Consider the following 22,694-nt stretch of genomic DNA (forward strand, 5'->3'; position numbering starts at 1 on the left):
GGAATAAACCGGTGAGACACTTTTCTGGCCGGTTTTCTGTCCATTCGTCCGTTGCAACTCATCCTTATTTCGGGAATAATCCGTATCTTTGTCGCGTGAAACCATGCCAAACAGAGATACTCACCATGAAAAGGCCCATGACAACCCTACTGATGATACTGATGTCGCTGTTCACTTTCGGAAGTGTGCAGCAGAACGTGCGTTGCCGCAACATCTCCATGGAAGACGGCTTGCGCTCCAATGCTGTGCGCAATGTCGTGCAGGATGAGTACGGCTTCATTTGGTTTGGCACCGACAACGGGCTCTGCCGCTACGACGGCTACGTCATGCAGCACCACCGCATCGCCTCCTTGGGCACCGACCAGTTTGTCTCTGCGCTCCATGTCGTCAAGGGTGGGCTGCTCGTGGGTACGGGGCGTGGGGCCTTCTTTTTCGACCAAGCCACCGAACGTTTCACGCCCTACATCCCTGGCAAGCTGACGGGACAGGTCAACTCCTTTGCCGAAGACCGCGACGGCAACGTGTGGGTGGCGACGATGGGGCAGGGGGTGTTCCGCTACAATGCTTCCAACGGGAGGTGCAAGCGGTTTGCGTTCGGTCGGTTGAAGGGAAATGTGACTCAGGTGTTTGTCGACTCCGACAATCAGGTGTGGGCCCTCACGGCATGGGGTGCGCCCGCCTTGAGCCGGCTCGACAAGGCCCGGGATGAGTTTCGGGCCGTAAGTCTTCGGATGGGAGATGCCGACTGCCGGGGGCATCGGATGCTTCAGACGGCCGACGGCAGCCTGTGGATAGGCACATGGGAGAACGGACTGCTGCGCCTCACGGCCGATGGCAGGGTGGAGCAGATGCTCACTCCCTCGCTCACGGGTACAGCCACCCACATCCACACGCTCTTGGAGACGGCCCCCGATTGCCTGCTCATCGGTTGCGACGAGGGTGTGGTGGCCTTCAACCCGCTCACCCGGGCGTGGCACAAGATGTGCGTTGACGGGAGCGGAACGAAGCCTTTGGAGTATAAGTTCATCTATTCCATCCTGCGCGATCGCGAGGGCGGCCTCTGGTTTGGCACGTTCTATGGCGGCGTGAACTACTTCTCTCCTGTGGGCGAACGCTTCGTCTCCTACACCGATGGGGGCAAAGGCTTCCGCGGAAATGTGGTGAGCCGCTTCTGCGACGATGGTCGGGGACACGTGTGGGTGGGTAGCGACGACGGCGGACTCTCTTGTTTCTCGGAGCGTGACAACGCCTTCATAGACTATCCCGGGCATGCCCTGCTCTCAGGTTACAACGTACATGGACTTTGCACCGACGGCGATTACCTCTGGGTGGGTACTTATACCGACGGTGTGTTGCGCCTGAACACTCGGACGGGTGGCCTCCGGAGATACACCACTGCCGACGGACTCGACGTGGGTAGCAGCTATGCCCTCCATCGCGACAGCCGCGGCCGGCTCTGGGCGGCCACCATGCAGAGCGTCTGTCTCTACCGGCCGGCCACCGACCGCTTTGTGCCTGTGCATCGCACGGGGGCACTGGTCATCGACATTGATGAAGACAGCCGGGGCTATCTGTGGTTTGCCTCGCAGGGGGCAGGACTCTACCGCTATCACTCTGCCACCGGAGGGTGGCGGCAATACCGCTCTTCGGAGAACCGCCACACGCTGCCTTCCGACCAAGTGAACTGTGTGCATATCGATGTGAACGGCCGTCTTTGGGCAGGCACGATGGAGGGGCTTTGCCTCTACGATGCCGCTTCCGACTCCTTCCGCCGGATAGCCCTTGATGCGGAGGTGGGCGAAATCAACGGCATCATCGAAGACCAAGGCTCGCTGTGGCTGGCCACTACCCACGGCATTGTCAAATACACGCCGGGACGGCCGCTTCAGTTGTTCAACAAGTTTGACGGACTGGTGAGCGAGCAATTCCTGCCCAACGCCTGTCTCAAGGCTTCCGACGGGCGCATTTTCTTTGGCGGTGTGAAGGGGTTCAACACGTTCTATCCCTATCTCATCAAGACAAACGATGTGGCCCCTCCCGTGTTTATCACCGCCCTTGAGATTTTCAACCACCGGCAGGAGGTGGGTGGCGAACTGCTACCCGAGGCACTGCACCACATCGGGGAGGTGAATCTGTCCTATCGCGACGATATGTTCAGTCTCTCTTTCGCCTCGTTGAGTTATTGCTCGCCGGAGAAAAACCAGTATGCCTACATGCTCGAAGGCTTCGACAAGGACTGGAACTACGTGGGCTCGCAGCACACGGCCACCTACACCAACATTCCCTCGGGCACGTACACCTTCCGCGTGAAGGCCACCAACAACGACGGACTGTGGAGCCTGCAGGAGGCCCGGCTCGCCATCACGGTGCATCCTCCTTTCTGGTGGAGCCTGCCCGCCCGTCTGCTTTATCTGCTGCTCGTGTTCTATCTCATTTACCTCTACACCCAGTTCCGGCTGCGGCAGGCGGAGCACCGCCACCGGCGCGAACTCTCGCAGCTCAACGAGCGCAAGGAGACCGAGGTGCGTGAGGCGCGTCTCCGCTTCTTCACGATGATAGCCCACGAGATACGCACGCCCGTGACGCTCATCATCGGTCCGCTGGAAAGCCTGCGGCGCAAGGCGGCCGGCCGGCTTTCCGACGACCTGGAGATGATCGACCGCAACGCCCGGCGACTGCTTGCACTCGTCAACCAACTGCTCGACTTCAACAAAGTACAGCAAGCCGGCGGACAGGCCCGTTTCCGGTTGCAAAACATCGCGCGGCTCATGGCCGGCGTGGCTGAACGCTTTGCACCGGCCTACAGACAGCGGGGCATAGCCTTCCGGACAGACTATCCGCCTGAAGACTTCGTGGCGGTGGTGGAACCGGAGGGATTGACCAAGATTATCAGCAATCTGCTGACCAATGCGGGGAAATACACCAAAGACAGTATCAGGCTGGCTTGCACGGTCGATGCCGACGGTCGGCATTTCCGCATCGAGGTGGAAGACAACGGCATAGGCATCGGTAAGGCCGACCGGGAGAAGATATTCAATCCCTTTTTTCAGGCCCGTGACAACAAACCGGGCACGGGCATCGGACTGAGCATCGTCAAGACACTGGTAGACCTCCACGGGGGCGAGGTGTCGGTGGACTCGGAAGAGGGCAGGGGAGCGCGCTTCACGGTGGTGCTGCCGGTGACCCGCGACGATGTGCCCATCGGGCAGGAAGAGGCCTTGGAGTCGCCATACGGGCAGGAATCGTCTGGTCGGGAGCCGTTGGCCCTGCCTGTGAGGGAGGGGGAAGACACGCCCACCGTGCTCATCGTGGAAGACGATGCCGACATGAGCGGCTTTCTGGCTGCTAATTTCCGTCCGGGCTACAGGGTGGTGACGGCCGAAAACGGGGCTGAAGGACTGGAGCGACTCAAGGAGCACACCGTGTCGCTCATCGTGAGCGACTGGATGATGCCCGTGATGGACGGCGCTGAGTTTTGCCGGCGGGTGAGGGCCGACCGCAACACGAGTCATATTCCGCTCGTCATGCTCACGGCCAAGACCGATGACGACAGCAAGGCCGAGGGCATGGAGTGTGGAGCCGATGCTTACATCGAGAAGCCTTTCTCCATGAAATATCTTGAGGCGTGCATCCGCAACATGCTCGACATGAGGCGGTTGCTCATGCAGAAGTTCTCCAACACGCCCTCCGAGCCGATAGCCAAGATAGCGCAGACGGCAGTAGACGACGATTTTCTCACGCGTATGAACGGGCTGATAGAAGACAACATCGACAATCCCGAGTTGTCGGTGGGCTTCATTGCCGAGCGCATGAACATCAGCCGTTCGGGCCTTTTTGCCAAACTCAAGTTGCTGGCCGATGTCACGCCCAACGAGATGATACAGGTGGTGCGCCTGCGCCATGCTGCCCGTCTGCTCCGCGAAGGCAAATACCGGGTCAACGAGGTGTGCTACATGGTAGGTTTCAGCAGTCCGTCCTATTTCTCCAAGTGTTTCTCCAAGCAGTTTGGTGTAAAGCCGGCGGAGTATAAGTGAGCGGGTAAGTAAACAAGTTGACAAGTAAACGAGTAGACAAGTTGGCAGCAGGCAAACGCCCTATATGTAGCACCGAACACATCATACCCAACGCTGAACGTGCCGTATCCTACACTGAACGTGCCATATCCCTACATGTAGGGGCAGTGCTTTATGCCTGCCCGCACGCCCGAAGGGCGTATCACACGTGCTTCCAAAGGCGAAAAATTTAAAGACCTTGATAAACACAGGCTTGAAGCAACATTCGCTTAATCCGTTCAATTCGCCGTTGAATGTGTGGTTGTCGGCGAATTTTGCGAATGATGCGAATGAGGACGGAAGTGGATAGCCGTTGGAAACGCAGTTCGCCGCATCCCTCAGAAACTGTCAAAGATATTATCCGAAAAAGCGCATTGTACTTGCGATATTTCCGACCAATCGCTTCTCGGTCGGAAATACGCAGATTTTAGGGATGCGTCTAAAATGTTGTCTATTAGCGGTTTGAATATTCTTGACTTTTAAGAATACCTTAAAAGAGGCATGAAACGGCCGTAGTGAGCGTACAAAAGAGCCACTTTTGCGCACTCGCTACGGCCGTTTGGCGTGCTCGTTCGGCCTCTTTCGCATTTTCATTCGGCCCAAGCGGAAAAATCAGAGTGTCTTTTTGGACCTTCCCGGGCGTTCTCCCGTTCCGGATGGAGAGTTTGCGATGAAGTTCTTTTGTCTTGTTTTTTGAGTCTTTGAAGACTTGCAATTCACTTGGCTTGCATGTGGTTTGTATGTTTGTCCATGCGCTCTTTTGTTGGTTTTATAGCTTGCCGAATCATCTGTTTTGTTACTCTACTTTTGTTGTTGTAATTTTTATTTTTGAAAACATGATTTTTATAAAGTTTTCCATTTGCTTTTTGTAAACATCTGATTAGTAGTGACTTGACATTTATTAACACGTAAAAAGTTGTCCGAAACGGATAACTTTCGACTTAAATTCATATCTTTGCATTCGGAATTTGGTATAACAATAAAAGCATTCAGAAAGGATATGATTCAGACAGTAGTTAAGCGCGATGGCCGCATCGCCGGCTTCAACGAGCAAAAGATTATGGGAGCCATCCGCAAGGCCATGCTCCACACCGACAAGGGTGAAGATGAGGCACTGATAGTGAAGATAACAGACCACATCGCTTTCAGGGGCAAGTCGCAGATGTCGGTAGAGGACATACAGGATGCCGTGGAGGTGGAACTGATGAAAAGTGCGCGCAAAGACGTCGCCCAAAAGTACATTCAGTATCGCAACCAGCGCTCCATCGCCCGCAAGGCCAAGACACGCGATGTGTTTTTGGACATTGTGAACATCAAAAGCAACGACGTGACGCGCGAAAACGCCAACATGAATGCCGACACGCCGGCGGGTATGATGATGAAGTTTGCCTCGGAAACGACCAAGCCTTTCGTCGACGACTATCTGCTCTCGGAAGAGGTGCGCGACGCCGTGCAGCACAACTACATTCATATCCACGACAAAGACTACTATCCCACCAAGTCGCTCACCTGTGTGCAGCACCCGCTTGACATCATCCTGAAAAACGGTTTCGTGGCCGGTCACGGCAGTTCGCGCCCGGCCAAACGCATCGAGACGGCGGCTGTGCTGGCCTGCATATCGCTCGAAACCTGCCAAAACGAGATGCACGGCGGACAGGCCATTCCGGCTTTCGACTTCTATCTGGCTCCTTTCGTGCGTATGTCATATAAAGAAGAGGTGAAAAACTTGGAGAAACTTTATGGTGAAGACTTCTCCGAACTCTACGACGATGCCATCGACGACTATCTGGAGACACCGCTCGACGGACTGGAGGGCAGGGCTCGCGTGAAGCAGCACGCCATCAACAACACCGTGGGGCATGTGCATCAGGCCATGGAGGCTTTCATCCACAACATGAACACTATCCACAGTAGGGGGGGCAACCAAGTGGTGTTCTCGTCCATCAACTACGGCACCGACACCTCGGCCGAGGGGCGTTGCATCATGCGCGAGATACTCAAGACCACCTATCAGGGAGTGGGCAATGGCGAGACGGCCATCTTCCCCATTCAGATATGGAAGAAAAAGCGTGGGGTGAACTATCTGCCCGGCGACCGCAACTACGACCTCTATGAGTTGGCCTGTAAGGTGACGGCCCGCCGCTTCTTTCCCAACTTCCTTAATCTCGACGCCACGTTCAACCAAAACGAAAACTGGCGGGCCGATGATCCGGAGCGTTACCGTTGGGAGATTGCCACGATGGGATGCCGCACGCGGGTGTTTGAAAACCGGTTCGGGCCGAAGACTTCCGTTGCCCGTGGCAACTTGAGCTTCACCACCATCAACATCGTAAAGCTGGCCATCGAGTGTATGGGCATCGGAGACAAGGAGCAGCGCATTAACAAGTTCTTCGCCAAGCTCGACCGTATGCTCGACATCACGGCCCAGCAGCTCGACGACCGCTTCCAGTTTCAGAAGACGGCCTACGCCAAGCAGTTTCCGCTGCTCATGCGCAACCTGTGGATTGGGGCTGATAAACTCAATCCCAACGACACCATCGAGAGCGTCATCAATCAGGGGACGCTGGGCATCGGCTTCATCGGACTGGCCGAATGCTTGAAAGCCCTTGTGGGCAAGCACCACGGAGAGAGCGAGGAGGCGCAGGCGCTCGGTTTGAAGATCGTCACCTATATGCGCGACCGCGTCAATGATTTTTCAGAGAAATACCAGCACAACTACAGTGTGCTTGCCACACCGGCCGAGGGCCTGTCGGGCAAGTTCACGAAGAAAGACCGCAAGGAATATGGGGTGATAGCAGGCGTGACCGACCGCGACTACTACACCAACTCCAACCATGTGCCCGTCTACTACAAGTGCTCCGCACTGCACAAGGCACAGGTGGAGGCTCCCTATCACGACCTCACGCGTGGAGGGCATATCTTCTATGTCGAGATTGATGGCGATGCCACCCACAATCCGCAGGTGATCATGAGTGTGATGGACATGATGGACAAGTATAACATGGGCTATGGCTCCGTGAACCACAACCGCAACCGCTGCATGGACTGCGGCTACGAGAATGCTGATGCCACTCTGGAAACTTGTCCCAAGTGTGGCGGTCACCACATCGACCGTCTGCAGCGCATCACGGGCTACCTCGTGGGCACTACCGACCGGTGGAACAGCGGCAAACTGGCCGAACTCAACGACCGTGTGACCCATGTGGACACACCCTGCAACCGATGATTAGTATTTTGGATATCGTACATGACACCATGGTAGACGGGCCGGGATTCCGGACTTCCGTCTACTGTGCCGGTTGTTCCCACGGCTGTCAGGGCTGCCATAACCCGCAGTCGTGGGACATTCGCAATGGTCATGAGATGACGACGGAGCAGATTATGGTTGAAATCTTGGCCGATCCCTTTGCCAATGTCACCTTCACCGGTGGCGACCCGATGTTTCAGCCCGAGGGCTTTCTCGAACTGGCGCAGGCCATCCGCCGCGACACCGCGAAGACCATCTGGTGCTTCACGGGTTTTCTCTTTGAGAACCTTCTGTCTCATTCTTCCCGCCGGGCATTGCTTGGACAGATTGATGTGCTCGTAGACGGCCCTTTCGTCCGCTCGCTGCGCGACACCGACCTTATCTTCCGCGGTTCCTCCAACCAGCGTCTCATCGATGTGCCCCGCTCGCTCAAGGCCGGCCACGCCGTGTTGCTCGACTACAATCCTTTTGTGTGAAGGACGGCTTCTATGAGACACCAAGCAAAGAGATTGCAAAAGCGGAAGTTTTGCACGCTTATCGTAAATCTCATTATGAGACCTTCCTTCTAAGCACAAAAAAGCCATATCTCATCTCATTATGGAGACAGGGATATGGCTTTTTGCATTCTATGTCCAAGTGGGCTCGTCCTTTTTTCTTTTAGTTCATCTTTTATAAGAGCGGGCTATGTCCAACTCATCAGATGACGGGTATCTCTCACTTGCCTATCCCCTTGGAGAGGGGGCGGGGGTGAGGCTTTTTAGTATCACATACTCAAACGGCTTGAGTCGCAAGGTTTCTCCTGTTTTGGTGCTTTTGCCCGTGTAAATGTTGGTGCAGGCGGCATGTGCCCACGCGGCAGGCAGAGAGAAACGTCCGGCCTTGTTGCGCACATTCGCCACCACGAGAAATCTGTTGCCATCGGCATCGCTTTTCTCAAATGCCAGTACATCGGCTGTGGCAAAAGGAGTCATGTTGCCTTTGCGGAGGGCCGGATATTGGTTGTAAAGTCCGATGAGTTTTTGGTATTCGCGATAGGTTTGCGGATTAGCCATCCAGTTTACAGGCACGTAATGGAAAAAGTTGATGGGATTGGGATAGCCCACTTCCTGCGAACCGTAGATGAGTGCACCGCCGTGGATGAATATGGCCGACACATAGGCAGCCATAGCCCCACGGGCATTGATAAATTCCTTCACCGGTGTGGCATGAGTCGACTGGTCGTGGTTGGTGGTGAAGCGCAATTTCACTTTGCCTTCCGGTAGTGAGGCATACTCCTCCCGGTCGGTATCAATGAGTTTCTGTGCGCTCGCCCCTTTCACGAAGACGCTCACGAGCGCATCCTTGTAGTTCCACCCGTAATCCATATCAAAACCACCGGTCGTGAAGTTGGCTTTCACCTTGCCCTCTGCCAGCATAAGGATGTCGCGGGGACGGGCTGCAGCGCGCAGTTCGGCAATGGCATCGTGCCAGAAATCGGTGGGCACGCCATCGGCCACATCGCAGCGGAAGCCGTCGAGCCCTACCTCGGTCACCCAATATTTCATGGCATCTATCATGGCCAGGCGCATGTAGTGGTTGTCATAGTTGAGGTCGGCCACATCTTCCCACACTTGGTTATCGAAATTCACGCATACGATTTCCCCGTTTTTCTGCACATACCATTCCGGATGCTCCGTAATCCACGGACTGTCCCATGCCGTGTGGTTGGCCACCCAGTCGAGAATCACGGCCATGCCCCGTTCGTGACATACCTTGACGAGATGCTTGAAGTCGTCGATGGTTCCAAACTCCGGAGCCACTGCTTTATAGTCTCTGATGGAGTAGGGCGAGTTTTTCGACTTTACTTCGCCGATAGGATAGATGGGCATCACCCATACTACATTTACGCCCAGTGCCTTGATGGAGTCGGCACGGGCAGCCACGGCCCGCAGACTGTTGTGTGGGGCAAAAACGCGCGGGTTCACCTGATACATCACCACATCTTGGGCGTTTGCCAAGCGGAAACCATCGCCTTCGGTGGCTCCAACGCAGAGTGCCATTATCATGGCCTGCACAAGCAGCAAAAGTCTTTTCATGTTTTGTTATTGTTAGATGTTGATTGTTTTGCGATATAATATGAATATTATTTTGTCAGATGCGAATATCAGCAGGAGATCTTCGTCTACAAATATACGATAAGTTGTTGAAATAAGCAATTTTCCACCTTCTCTATTTTCAGGTTTTTCCTTCTTCGGAGAAGGGATGAAAGAGACTATTAAAAAGAGAAAGCGGCCCTCAATCGCTTGAGAGCCGCCCACAGTATAGCTTTGATGAAGCTTTGCTTCGCGAAGTCGGTATGATTATTTTATTTTTTGGTGATTACCACACGCGACTTGGTGTTGCAACTCACGTAGAGTTTAACATGTACATCGCCTGTAATTCCCGGATGCACATTCTCGCTACTACCGTTGAGTATGTTATTTACTTCTCCGCCCCAGTTGCCGTCATCATCACTCCAATTGCCATTGCCACGGAATTTGATTTGGCTGCCGGTAAGGTTTACATCTGCTTCCCAGCACTGCTCGGCCACATTGTAGGTCATGTGAGGCCCGCTGCTCCAGTCACTTGCACCACCTTTCACGTTGCCTACGATGTCGATGAAGTCAATTTTTTTCAGACTGTAAGTCATGGTTGTGAGGTCTACATTCACAGCATAGAAACCAGTTTCGGGGGCAGGGTTGTTGGCACCGCCGTTATCGGCAATCTTACCATCTCCATCGTTCTCCCAGTCGCCATCCCAATTGTTGGCATTAGGCATGAATTTGAACTCACCGTTGAGATACATGAAGCCTTGATATTTTCCATCAGAGGCAGTGCTGTAGAGCGGACAAGCAGGTTTGTCACCCCAACTGGTGTTAGTGCCGCGTTCGTAGATAAATGCCGAGAAATTCAAGGCCTTTACAGTGTAAGTCTGTGCAAGGAGATCTACCGTTATCTCATAGAATTTGGCACTACTTTCTGCTTGGGCAGTGATATTCTTTCCTTGACCGTTGGTATTGTCAACGAGTTGCCCCTTTTCTGTACCGTTGGCTGCGATAGCCTTTTCTTCTTTGCACGATAGCACAGTGGGCGCATTTTTATTGCCCGTTGCAGCAAGATCGAAAATTTTGAAAGCAAGACCGCTACCATCGGTAGGAGCCGGGACACGGAAAACAATCGTGGAATTGCTGTATGGGTCGGTGCCATTGAATTCATATTTCAGTGAAGTGTCATCATTTTGCCATGTTGGGTTTTGGCAATTTCCCACGATGTAGTAGCCTGTGGCTGAAAGTACGGGTGCATTGGCTGTCAACGTGGCTGTGGTGTTGCCCACATTCTTGATGTTTATCCCGTTTACAGTGGTCAATGCCGTGATGTCAAGGTTGATGGTTCGCGCTATGGGCCGATATCCTGCAAGTGTATAATAGGCTTTTTCCAACTCCGTCTTGCTTACCATTCCGTTTTCTGTGGCTTGGAGGGTCTTTGTTGCATTACCTTCAACAGCGTGTAAGACAACGGTGTAATTGCTAACGTTTGCATCACTTGCGGTGATTTTAGGAACAAACAGTTGTACGGAGTCGGTTGTGATTTCTGCAAACTTGATTGGCTGTGCCGGAGTAACGGTGAGAGTGATAGTCTTGGCCGCCTCTTGTTGGCTGCTTTGCGGTGAAAGCCAGTCTTCATAGGTGTCAGAACCGCAGCCGGTCATTGCCAGTGCAAGCCCTATGGCTAATATGTTCTTTTTCATGTTTATCTTCTTTTAGGTGAGGAGGCGGTTGAGGAAAATCTTTTCCGCCTCCTCGTATTATTTTGTTTATAACTATTCTGTCTCAATAAAATAGTATTGTCCGGTGATGTCGTTGAAATAAGCTTTATAAGTCCCGGCAGCATATTTGTTATCGCCTGCAGAAGTGTTGGCTGTGCCGTAGGGGAAAGCGGCTCCACCCCACCATGTGGTGGCATCTGTAAACTTGAATGTACCGGCTTCAGAGAATGTTACGGTCTTGATCCAGTTATGATTCTCTGCTCCTGTATAGCTTGATACAGGCGACATGGCATCTTCGGTGGTATTCCAACTATTGTACTGGCCGGCAAGGAATATGTTGGCATATTTGTTGACCGACTTAGTATATTTCTCTATAGTGGCAGTGCCCGCTTTGGTATCTACGGTGACGGTGTAATAACCTGCATTTTTAACAACAACATTGCCGTCATCGTCAGTTTCGTAGTTACTGTCAGCTTTGATACCATTAAAATTGGAATAGTCAATCTGAGGATTCCATTTACCCGGAGTAAGAATCACTTTGAACTTTCCGCCTTCGGGGAAATAGTCGGTGTAGGAAATCTTACCGGTACCGGTTTTTTTGTCATATTCCTGTCCATCAATCATGTAGAGCGGAATGAGAGACTTATACACATCTTTTTCACTACTGTTATTCCAAGTACCGTCACCGATGCAGCTGCCCACGAGATACCACTCAAGTGGTGCGGCGTCTTTTAACTCAACATAATAGGGAGCCACATTTACAGTGACTTTGTTGGAATAGATAGTATCTCCTGCATACATAGCACGGATGCGTACATACACTTTCTGTATATCGGGTACGGCATCTTCTGCATAGTGGGTGATTTGTTCCAATCCTTTGGCAATGTCAGCTGCGAGTATGCTTGCCTTGACTACGGTGTAGTCCTGATCAAGTGTTTTATAGTCGCCTACAGTTTTGTTGTTTGCGTCCAGTTCTCCGGCTTGGATGTCTTTTGTCCACGAGTCAGTGGGAGATATTTGTACCTGGTAGTTGACCAAAGCCGGAAAGCCATAGTCAGGTTGTGACCACGTAAAGTCCAATGTGTTTGATGTTGCCAAATCAATAGTTGAATTGGAATAGGCCGGTGTGTTCAGCGTGAATGACTGGACTTTCTGGATGGTTGGATTATGGGACATATCATCATCACAAGCTGTGAAAAGGGTTATGCCACAAAGCAACAGCAAGGTTGATTTTAATATATTTTCCATTGTGATTGTTTTATTATTATGTGCGGGAACTGTGACCGGAAGGTTTCGTTTCCGCACGATGTGTTATACATTCTCGGGTTAGTAGGAAGGATTCTGAGTGATTGGGCCTCTTACCTGGTCTGCCGGAATGGCAAAGATATTTTTGTCGGCAGAGAAGTTGCGGCCGTTTTTCGCACCACCTTTATAGCTCCAATTATAGTTGTTGTCACCACCGAACCGATTGAACCGAATCAAGGTAGGACGACGGAGGCCTTCAAAGTAGAATTCACGGCTCCATTCATCGCAAATGTCATTTAGGCTGTAACCGGCTCTTGTAACGGCATGGGCGCGTTGACGGAGTGCATTGATGGCTTCAATGCCATCGGCAGTGGCAGTGCCACCATTTTGGCGGGCTGTTGCCTCGGCATAGGTGAGGTAGGCCTCAGCAACACGGAAAAGGAAGAAATCGGTGTCCGGATAGGTGTCATTGTGCCCAACGCTTCCGTTAGTCTTAAGATTGTTCCATTTTGCCACGGCAAAACCGAATGTGAAACTGCTCAGATAGCCGTCTCCGTTATCAAGTGTACGATCGAGACCGTCAAAGATGGCACGGTCATCATTAGCTGCTGCAGGCATATCCTTGCAAGATATGTTGGGGGCATCGTCATTGGGGAAGAACTTCCTTATGAGATCTGTGCGTGCACGGTTGCCGCCCCAAGTCTGACCGGTACCATTGGTGGCTGTTGGGTAGGTGCCAGAGACGTCTGCATGCATGTTGCCGTCGTAAGTGGAGGCCATGAGGAAAAGCGTACCTGCCCATGATGTTGTAGTCACACCATCTTGTCCGATGCGAAATACACCTTCTTGAGAGGCACTCGTTTCACCATTGTCACCCATGAAGAGCATTTGGTAGGCACTCCATTTACCTACACCTGTGGTGTTGAGTTTGTAGCTGGAATCCATCACCTTCTTAGCATATTCTGCAGCCTTGGCCCATTGAGCTGTGCCGGTATATACTTCGGCATTGAGGTAGAGGCGGGAAAGAAGCATCCAAACAGCAGCTTTATCAGCACGGTAGTAGCCTGCATCAGACGAATTCTTTGCTTTGGCTTCGGTGAGAAGAGGCTCTATTTCAAGAAGTTCTTTTTCGAGCCAGCCATACATCTCGGCACGAGTCATACGAACCGGATGGGTGAGTGATGTGGCAAAAGGAACATTGCCGTAAGCATCCATTAAAAAATAGTACTGAAGGGCACGTAAAAAGCGAACTTCGGCCGTCTTGGTAGCGTCGACGCTACCACAAACATTGATGTATTGGTTGCAATAGGATATGCCAGTGGTCAAACGGGCATAAAATCCATTTAGCATAGGATGGCTTGCATCGTAGGTGTTATAGCAGTATTGGCGTACTCCATCATCACCCCAGTGACAGATAGCCTCATCGGTGGTGAGTTCGTTGGAGTTCCAAAGTTGGCGGATAAAGCCGGATGTACCGCCATCCAATCCATCTATATCAGCCTCGCCGTCACCAGTGCTGTTACCGGCCATAGCAAGATTGGCATAGCATTTATTGAAAAGATCCGATGGTTTTACTTCCGTATTCATGTTGGGGTTGATCGGTGTAACATCCAAATCGCCCGTGCATGATGTCATACCTAAAGAGAGGGCGATGACCGCAGCAGAAAGCAGACTTTTTATATTTTTATTCATGACTGTAAATCTCTTGAAAATTAAAAATTAAGATTTAAACCTACGATAACGGAGAATGGACGTGGATAAATATTGTTGTCATATCCATTGAACACCTCCGGATCGAGTCCTTTGTAGTTGGTGATGGTAAACACATTAGACGCTGTGGCATAGACACGTCCTCCGATACCTTGCCAAGAACTGTTTTTGAAGAGGTTTTGGAAGCTGTACCCTAATGTGATATTGTCCATCTTCAGGAAAGAGGCGTTATGCACCCAACGATCAGAAAGAATGGATGAAGGGTCATCGGTCTGCCAGTTGTCAGCAACGGCATTTGCTGTTTTATTCGACAAGAAGTTGGTGGATGCCCAAAGGGCGTTCGGGCTGACATTATGAAAACCTTGGTTCACACCATCGTAAACATAGTTGCCGATATTGGCACGGAGTGAAAAACTGAGATCCCAATTGTTATATTCCAAACGGGAGGCGAAGCCCATAGTGATGGGGGGCATCGGACTCTTATAGAAGTAGCGGTCGGCATTGGTTATTTGACCATCACCGTTACGGTCTACAACAGCGTTTTCAATGGGCTTGCCATTTGCATCATAGGCTTGTTGATATACCCAGTAAGAGTTCATAGGATGCCCCACTTGATTATATTCCAGATATTTGTCGGTTCCGATTTTAAAACTGGTGTTGGGAACGGGGTCACCTGTTGCACTAACACCTTTCAAGTCGAGAATCTTATTGTAGTTGTAGGTGAAGTTGTAGTCCAATGTCCAGTACCAACCGTGACTCTGTACGGCTTTCCAACTGATGGCAGCTTCAATACCGGTATTCATCATAGAGCCGATGTTTTGCCATGACTGGTTACGGAAAGCGGAGAGTGCCTCAGTCGGAGCGTAGTTAAGCAAGTCGGTTGTCTTACGGTAATACCAATCTAAACTGCCCGAGAGGCGTTGGTTGAGTATACCCCAGTCCATTCCTACATTATAGGTTGTAGTTGTTTCCCACTTAAGTTCTGGTGTGTAGTTGTCTGGGCGGGCTAAAGTTCCGTCACCGTCTGCGGGATAGAAAGATCCAGTTCCGGTGTTACGGGTGTAGGTAGGAATCCAAGCATAGTCATTGTTCACATCTTGTTGACCTGTCATACCCCATCCGAGGCGGAGCTTCAAGTCGGAAAGCCAATCGAGTTTTTTGAAATTGTTTTCCTCATTGATTTTCCAAGCAAAAGCTACAGAAGGAAATACTGCCCAATGATCCCTAAAGCGGGAAGAACCGTCATCACGGACTGTCGCTGTGACATAGTATCTGTCCATAAGACTCCAGTTGGCACGCCCGAAGAATGAAACAAGGAAGTTTTCTGTCTTGGTCGAATAAACGGAAGGATTGTAGACATGGCCGGCAAGGTTGCCACTCTCTCCAAGGTCATGCCCCTGTTCGTCCACATACTTACCGGTTTTAGTGTTCTTGATACCGTAATACCCCCAATAGTTGTTGTTTTTGCTATTCCAGAAATGCTGATATTCATAACCGGCCATAATGTCGAAATGATTTTTGGCTGCATCGTTGAAATCATGATAGTATTGTGCGTAAGCACTCAAAGAAAGGTTGCGCTTGAGAATTGCCTCCCAACCATAGTTGCCATAGTAGGCTTCATTGTTGCCTTGGAAAGCAGGGGTATAGTTGGTGTTTTGTCTACCTTTGGCTATGTCGGCACCAAGTGTGGCATGAAGTCGGAGGTCTTCAAATCCATGTACCTTATAGTCGAAGTCGGCACTTCCTATAAATTCCCGGCTATTGGCCACATCATTTTTTTCATTCAATACAGCCAATGGGTTACGTGTTGCTAATTCGTTGTAGGTGTAGGGCCAATCAGGGTCACTGTAGTTGCCGGCTTTAGGCCATGCAAAATATCCGTTGAAATTTTTTAGAATTTGATCTGCATAAGAACCGAATGCTTTATTTCCGGAAGCATCGGTCTGAGCAAGATGGTAAGGAGATGTATATGCATACGGACTTTGTGTAGGATCCATATTGACAGCTGCACCTACTGCTGCCCCGTCGGCAAAGCGGCTGTGTGCATACATTCCTTTGGCATTCAGGTTGATGTTCAAGTGATTATTGAAAAGTGAAGGATTCAGATTGAAAGAGCCTGTAACACGTTTAAAGTCAGATGTCTTTAAGATACCTTGTTGATCGGTATACCCTACTGACACGCGATAAGGCAATTTGTCGCTGATGGAACCGGATACTGTTACACCGTGGTCATGGCTCACAGCCGTGCGATAAATGAGATCCTGCCAATTAGTGTTGGCCGTGCCCAACGCATTGTAAGCATTAGAGTTCTCTCCCCATTTTTCCTTGATGAGAGCACGGAACTGGTCACCGTCAAGCACGTCAACAGTCTTTTTCTTCATGCTCAGAGTTACACTTCCATTGTAGGATACTTTTACACCGCCTTTTTGTCCCTTTTTAGTTGTGATGATAATGACACCATTAGAACCACGACTACCGTAAATAGCAGTAGCAGAAGCATCTTTCAGGATATTGAAACTTTCTATATCCTGGGGGTTGATGGTTGAGAGTATGTTTGCCACACCTTTGACACCATTGTTGTCTATAGGCACGTTGTCGATGACTATTAATGGATCATTGCTTGCGTTAAGAGACGAACCGCCACGGATGCGGATATTGGCCTTGCCACCGGGGGTACCATCATCGCTTGTCACGTTTACACCGGCGATTTTACCACCAAGCATGTCCTGGGCATTGACAACGACACCTTTGTTTTTTGAATCTGGCCTCAAAGCGGTTACCGAACCTGTCAGGTCTGATTTCTTCGCGACACCATAACCGATGACGACCACATCTTGAAGGGTCTTCTCATCTTCTGTCATGGTGATAGACATGTTGGAAGAAGCTGATACTTTCTTTGGACTCATTCCCAAATAAGTAATTGTCAGTTCTGTTCCCGGGGCTGCGTTGATCGAGAAGTTACCATCCATGTCGGTAATGCCCACGGTTTTGCCGTTGGCAGTGATGGTAGCCCCCATGACAGGCTCTCCGGAAGCATCCAATACTTGTCCCTTAATAGCACCAGTCTGTGCAAAGGAACTCGCTGTAAGAAGCAATCCTCCTGCGAGGGTCAGCATTCTTAGAGGCAATTTAATCTTTACCTGCTTCATCATTTGCGTGATCTTTAAGTTAACGTTAATATATTGTTTTTAGTTATTGTCCGAAAAAACGGTATGTATGCGGAGCTTATCGGTCTCCGGGTTGGTGGTTGGTTAGATTGCTGAAACGTTCGTTGACAATGCAAAAGTAACTTTATTAACGTATGTTTGTACTTTTTTTAGGTTAAAATCGTTATTAAATCAGTGCAAACGATTGCATGATTTAAATCAATTTAAAGGTGGAGGTCAGGCAACGCTTTTGCAATGATTTGCATAACTTTGCATTGTACAATCTAAACGATCAATAACTGAAGACACCATGGGAGGTTTTTTGCCTATTACAATGAAAGATATAGCCCGTGAACTTGGCGTTTCCGTTGCCACGGTTTCAAGGGCCTTGAAAGACAGTCCTCGCATCAGCAAGGAGCAGAGAGAACGCGTGCAGACTTACGCACGCGAGCATGGTTTTTCTCCTAATGTCATCGGGGAGGCTCTGCGTCACAGCAAGGTGATGCCAATGAAGGTGATCGGCGTCATTATCCCGCAGTTTGCGCACTATTATTTCTCCACGGTGCTGAGTGGCATTGAGGAGGAGGCCAGTGCGCGGGGCTACCGCATCATGGTGGCGCAAAGCAACGAGCGGTATGAGCGTGAAATGGCTATCTGCGAATCTTACTATAAGAATAAGGTGTGCGGCATCATCGTGTCGCAAGCGAAAGACACGACCAAATATGCTCATTTCCAACACCTTATAGACAATGGCGTGCCATTGGTCTTTTACGACCGAATTTGCACAGGGGTGGATTGCAGTCGCGTGGTGGTGGATGACTACATGGGAGCTTATACCGCCGTGACCCATCTGATAGACACGGGGTGCAAACGAATTGCATACTACGGTACCTCCATGAAGCTGGAAATAGCCAAAAACCGCTTTAACGGCTACAAGGACGCTTTGTTGCGTCACGGAATGCCGGTGGACGAACATTTGGTGCGCCTGTGCGACAACCGCACGGCAGCCGAGGCTATCACCCCCGACCTCATGGAATTGGACAATCGTCCCGATGCTTTCTTTGCCGTCAACGACGACACGGCCATCGGCATTATGTACACGGTGAGGCGGTTGGGCTACAGTGTGCCGGGCGACATCAGCGTGTGCGGGTTCACCAACGGGCAACGCGCCGTGGCCTGCGACCCGCCTCTCACCACCGTCGAGCAGCGGGGCAAACTGGTGGGCGAAGAGGCTGCCAACATCCTGATAGGTCACGTGGAAGGCTCTATCCCCATGGACCGGGCGGAGAAACGCGTGGTGAGGACACGCCTGATTGTGCGTGGCACAACAAAGTAGCCCGGTGTAAAATATAAAACTGAATTTTAAGTAATAACGATAATAAAAGCTATGAAACAGAAACCTGACATGAACTTTTGGGGGCTCTGGAATTTGAGCTTCGGCTTTTTCGGCGTACAGATAGCCTACGCCTTGCAGAGTGCGAACATCTCGCGCATTTTTGCCACACTTGGTTCTGACCCTCATAATCTGAGTTATTTTTGGATTCTTCCGCCATTGATGGGCATTCTCGTGCAACCTATTGTTGGTACCCTGAGCGACAAGACATGGAACCGTTTCGGTCGCCGCATACCCTATTTATTTGTAGGTGCAACGATGGCTGTGCTGGTGATGTGCCTGCTGCCCAATGCCGGTTCGTTCGGGCTGGCTGTTGGGGCCGCCATGATTTTCGGACTGGTGGCTCTGATGTTCCTCGACACCTCCATCAATATGGCCATGCAACCGTTTAAAATGCTCGTGGGCGATATGGTCAACGAGAAACAGAAAGCCAAGGCCTATTCCATTCAGAGTTTCCTCTGCAATGTCGGTTCGGTCGTGGGCTTTGTCTTTCCGTTTGTCTTCACATGGTTCGGCATCAAGAATGTGGCTGAGAAAGGCGTGGTGCCCGATTCGGTGATATGGTCGTTCTACATCGGGGCCGCCATTCTGATACTCTGTGTCCTCTACACGACACTGAAAGTGAAAGAGTGGAATCCGAAAGAATATGCCGAATATAATGGGCGAAGTGCTGATTTGGAGGAAGAGGAAGGCAAGGCCAACTGGTTAACCCTGTTGAAGAATGCGCCCTCCACATTCTGGAAAGTGGGCCTGGTGCAGTTCTTCTGCTGGGCTGCCATGCTTTACATGTGGAACTATACCACCGGTGCCATAGCCGAGACCGTGTGGAACACCACCGATGCAGCCTCTCCTGCCTTTCAGGAAGCAGGCAACTGGGTGGGCATCCTTTTCGCTGTCGAGGCTATGGGAAGCGTGGTCTGGGCCATCGCTTTGACACAGTTCAAGAATACTAAATTGGCCTATTCGCTCAGTCTGGCTATCGGCGGTGTCGGCTTTGCCATGATTCCTTTCGTGCATGACCAGTATCTGCAATTCATCCCATTCCTGCTCATCGGTTGTGCCTGGGCCGCCATGTTGGCTATGCCGTTTACGTTTGTAACCAACGCCCTGCAGGGCTACGGCCACATGGGGGCCTATCTGGGACTGTTCAATGGCACCATCTGCATTCCCCAGATAGTCGCAGCCCTTGCCGGTGGCGGAGTTTTGTCGCTTGTCGGATCGCACCAGAGCACAATGATGATCGTCGCCGGAGTGCTGTTCATCTTTGGAGCTGCGGCAGTGACAGTGATTAAAACAAAATAGAAATAAGGAAATCCTCGCGCAAACGATTGCACGAGGATTTCTGTTTTTTATGCAAACGGTAGTGTCCCAAGGTGGGAATATTTTGCTATCTTAGCACCAGAATAACTAATAACTATAACGGTCTATGAACTTTTTATTTAATATCGATTTTAAAACGGTGTTCGGTGAAGAACTTGTCTTGAATGTCATTATGGCCGGCAAGACCGCTCATTACCGGATGACGACCGTCGACGGCCTTCGCTGGAGCTATGGATTGAGACTCGGTGAGAAGGAGCTGGACAACGTTTCTTCCTTTGACTATTTTTACAGTGTCGACCGTGACGGCAACTACTCCTATCGCGAGTGGCTCACCGTGACCCATCGGTTGGAACTTGCGGCCAGGCAGGCACGCAAGTATGTCGTTTATGACAAGTGGAATGCGATGCCCGAAGATGCCTATCTTTACAGTTCGGCCTTTACCGACTGCATCAACCACCAGCAGGTGACGAGTGTCGGGTGCAGCGATTATGCCCGCACTGTGCGCCTGAAGGTGCGTGCCCCCCAGTTGCGGGAGGGAGAGCGGCTTGCGCTCATCGGGGCCGGCAATACATTGGGCGGTTGGGAGGCTGCGAATGCACTGCCGATGGTCCAGCACGCCATCAATGAGTGGATTGTCGACTTGGATGCCGATGCCTGTGAAGACGGCGAACTCGAATTCAAGTTTATTGTGCTCGGAGGGCAGGCTGATGTCGCCCCACTTTGGGAGACCGGGCTCAACCGCACCGTGCAACTTCCCGCCTTGAAGAAGGGCGACGTGGTGGTTTATGAACTTGCCCAAGCCTTCTTCGAACTGTGGAACCGTAAATTTGCCGGGACACTTGTCCCCGTTTTCTCCTTGCGCTCAAAAGACAGTTTCGGCGTGGGCGACTTCGGAGACCTGAAAAAGATGGTAGACTTCGTGGCCAAGACCCGCCAGCGGGTGTTGCAGATATTGCCCATCAATGACACGACTACCACCCACACTTGGACCGACTCCTATCCCTATAGCTGCATCAGCATCTTTGCGCTGCATCCGCAATATGCCGACTTGAATGCCCTTCCGCCGTTGAAAGATGACGAGGCACGCGAACGGTACAAGGCACTCGGTGAGGAACTGAACGCCCTCAGCCAGATCGACTACGAGCGGGTCAACGATGCCAAGATTGCTTATCTCCGCCTTGTCTACGAACAGGAAGGGGCCGAGATGATGAAGTCGGAGGCTTTCAAGGAGTTTTTTGCAGAGACCGAGCAGTGGCTTGTGCCTTATGCCCAATATTGTTTCCTCCGCGACAAGTACGGGACGGCCGATTTCCTGCAATGGCCGGACAGCCAAGTGTGGGACGAACGGGAGCGCAAGGCCCTTTCCACGCCCCGCAACAAGGCCTACAAGGAGGTGGAATTCTACTATTTCGTGCAGTTTGTGCTGAACACCCAGATGCGCGGAGTGCATGACTATGCCAAGTCTCGCGGCGTCGTTCTGAAGGGCGACATTCCCATTGGGGTGAACCGTTACGGCTGCGATGTGTGGATGGAGCCCAAGTATTTCAACCTCAGCGAGCAGGCCGGAGCACCGCCCGATGACTTTAGCGTGAACGGTCAGAACTGGGGATTCCCCACCTACAACTGGGACGAGATGCTGAAAGATGACTGTGCCTGGTGGGTGCGCCGTTTCCAGAACATGTCCAAGTTCTTCGATGCCTACCGCATAGACCACGTGCTCGGTTTCTTCCGCATTTGGGAGATTCCCGTTGCCTCTGTGCATGGCCTGCTCGGGCAGTTCTCCCCCTCGCTGGGCATGACGCGTGAGGAGATAGGCAATTATGGTCTCAATTTCCAAGAGGAGCGTTTCACCGAACCGTTTATCACCGACTGGGTGCTCGACCGCATGTTCGGCGAACGCGCCGGAGAGGTGCGCGACACCTATCTCGACCGCATCGACGGTGAACGCTACCGCATGAAGCCCGAGTTTGACACGCAACGCAAGTTGGAAAAAGTCTTTGAGCACGCCACGGTGCAGGAAGACTTGTGGCTGCGCGACGGTCTGTATGCCCTGATCAGCGATGTGCTCTTTGTCCGCGACCGTAAGAATCCCGAACTCTTCCATCCGCGCATTTCCGTTCAGTTCGACTTCATTTACGAGTCGCTCTACGACAATGACAAATACGCCTTCAACCGTCTTTACAACGACTACTTCTATCGCCGCAACAACCAGTTCTGGTATCGCGAGGCCATGAAGAAGCTGCCCAAACTCGTGCAGGCCACCCGCATGTTGGTGTGTGCGGAAGACTTGGGCATGGTGCCCGACTGTGTGTCGTGGGTGATGAACGAGTTGAAGATTCTCAGCCTCGAACTCCAGTCGATGCCGAAAGACCCGAAGGTGCGCTTCGGTCATCTGAGCCGCAACCCCTACCGGTCGGTATGCACCATTTCCAGTCACGACATGCCCACGCTGCGCCAGTGGTGGGACGAAGACTTGGAGCGCACGCAAGACTACTACAACTCCATGCTCTATCGGGGTGGTGCTGCTCCCCATCCTCTGCCGGGCTGGCTGGCGCGCGACATCATCAGCCGCCATCTCACCTCGCCGTCGATGCTTTGCATTTTCAGCATTCAAGACTGGCTCTCCATCGACGACAACCTCCGGTTGCCCGACCAGAATGCCGAGCGCATCAACATTCCCGCCAATCCCAAGCATTATTGGCGATACCGGATGCACCTGAGCATAGAAGACTTGATGGCCAACGACTCTTTTGTGGCCAACGTGACCGAACTTATTTCCCAGTCGGGACGAAAATAA

At 51.5% G+C, this 22,694-nt stretch carries 11 protein-coding genes; 6 read left to right on the plus strand and 5 right to left on the minus strand.

The genetic code is table 11. The annotated features are described in order from the left end of the window. Nucleotides 1–125: 125 nt before the first annotated feature. From HMPREF6485_RS04525 to nrdG, 3 genes are all read left to right on the plus strand, one after another. Entirely contained in the window at nucleotides 126–4,034 is a 3,909-nt protein-coding gene (locus HMPREF6485_RS04525; RefSeq protein WP_004344996.1) for a hybrid sensor histidine kinase/response regulator transcription factor, read from the plus strand. Nucleotides 4,035–5,052: 1,018 nt separating this feature from the next. Further along, nucleotides 5,053–7,278, plus strand: coding sequence for an anaerobic ribonucleoside triphosphate reductase (locus tag HMPREF6485_RS04540; RefSeq protein WP_004345007.1), 2,226 nt, complete (start codon nucleotides 5,053–5,055; stop codon nucleotides 7,276–7,278). Then, entirely contained in the window at nucleotides 7,275–7,775 is a 501-nt protein-coding gene (nrdG, locus tag HMPREF6485_RS04545; RefSeq protein ID WP_004345008.1) for an anaerobic ribonucleoside-triphosphate reductase activating protein, read from the plus strand. The genes HMPREF6485_RS04540 and nrdG overlap by 4 nt, the downstream gene beginning before the upstream one ends. A gap of 246 nt (nucleotides 7,776–8,021) precedes the next feature. On the opposite strand, the gene HMPREF6485_RS04550 is transcribed toward nrdG, so the two are convergent. The 5 genes from HMPREF6485_RS04550 to HMPREF6485_RS04570 all read right to left on the minus strand — a co-directional run bounded on the left by HMPREF6485_RS04550 (nucleotide 8,022) and on the right by HMPREF6485_RS04570 (nucleotide 17,190). Beyond that, the gene (locus tag HMPREF6485_RS04550) at nucleotides 8,022–9,374 is read right to left on the minus strand and encodes an alpha-amylase family glycosyl hydrolase (RefSeq protein WP_004345010.1); all 1,353 of its coding nucleotides are present in this window, start codon (nucleotides 9,372–9,374) and stop codon (nucleotides 8,022–8,024) included. Between the two features lie 269 nt (nucleotides 9,375–9,643). Continuing rightward, the gene (locus tag HMPREF6485_RS04555; protein ID WP_004345012.1) at nucleotides 9,644–11,065 is read right to left on the minus strand and encodes a DUF5115 domain-containing protein; all 1,422 of its coding nucleotides are present in this window, start codon (nucleotides 11,063–11,065) and stop codon (nucleotides 9,644–9,646) included. A gap of 72 nt (nucleotides 11,066–11,137) precedes the next feature. After that, nucleotides 11,138–12,331 carry a SusE domain-containing protein gene (locus tag HMPREF6485_RS04560; RefSeq protein ID WP_004345013.1) on the minus strand — a complete coding sequence of 398 codons (1,194 nt, stop codon included), beginning with the start codon at nucleotides 12,329–12,331 and terminating at the stop codon, nucleotides 11,138–11,140. Between the two features lie 78 nt (nucleotides 12,332–12,409). Continuing rightward, nucleotides 12,410–14,020 carry a RagB/SusD family nutrient uptake outer membrane protein gene (locus HMPREF6485_RS04565; RefSeq protein WP_004341171.1) on the minus strand — a complete coding sequence of 537 codons (1,611 nt, stop codon included), beginning with the start codon at nucleotides 14,018–14,020 and terminating at the stop codon, nucleotides 12,410–12,412. 20 nt (nucleotides 14,021–14,040) lie between these two features. Further along, complete coding sequence (locus tag HMPREF6485_RS04570; protein WP_004345014.1) at nucleotides 14,041–17,190, minus strand: SusC/RagA family TonB-linked outer membrane protein; 3,150 nt, start codon at nucleotides 17,188–17,190, stop codon at nucleotides 14,041–14,043. Between the two features lie 304 nt (nucleotides 17,191–17,494). On the opposite strand from HMPREF6485_RS04570, the gene HMPREF6485_RS04575 reads away from it, so the two are divergent. From HMPREF6485_RS04575 to HMPREF6485_RS04585, 3 genes are all read left to right on the plus strand, one after another. Beyond that, nucleotides 17,495–18,520, plus strand: a complete 1,026-nt coding sequence (locus HMPREF6485_RS04575) for a LacI family DNA-binding transcriptional regulator (protein ID WP_004345015.1) — start codon at nucleotides 17,495–17,497, stop codon at nucleotides 18,518–18,520. A gap of 51 nt (nucleotides 18,521–18,571) precedes the next feature. Beyond that, on the plus strand, nucleotides 18,572–19,879 hold the full coding sequence (locus HMPREF6485_RS04580; protein WP_004345016.1) for an MFS transporter: 1,308 nt from the start codon (nucleotides 18,572–18,574) through the stop codon (nucleotides 19,877–19,879). A gap of 124 nt (nucleotides 19,880–20,003) precedes the next feature. Further along, nucleotides 20,004–22,694, plus strand: coding sequence for a 4-alpha-glucanotransferase (locus tag HMPREF6485_RS04585; RefSeq protein WP_004345018.1), 2,691 nt, complete (start codon nucleotides 20,004–20,006; stop codon nucleotides 22,692–22,694).

The sequence above is a fragment of the Segatella buccae ATCC 33574 genome, from assembly GCF_000184945.1.
Classification (GTDB): domain Bacteria; phylum Bacteroidota; class Bacteroidia; order Bacteroidales; family Bacteroidaceae; genus Prevotella; species Prevotella buccae.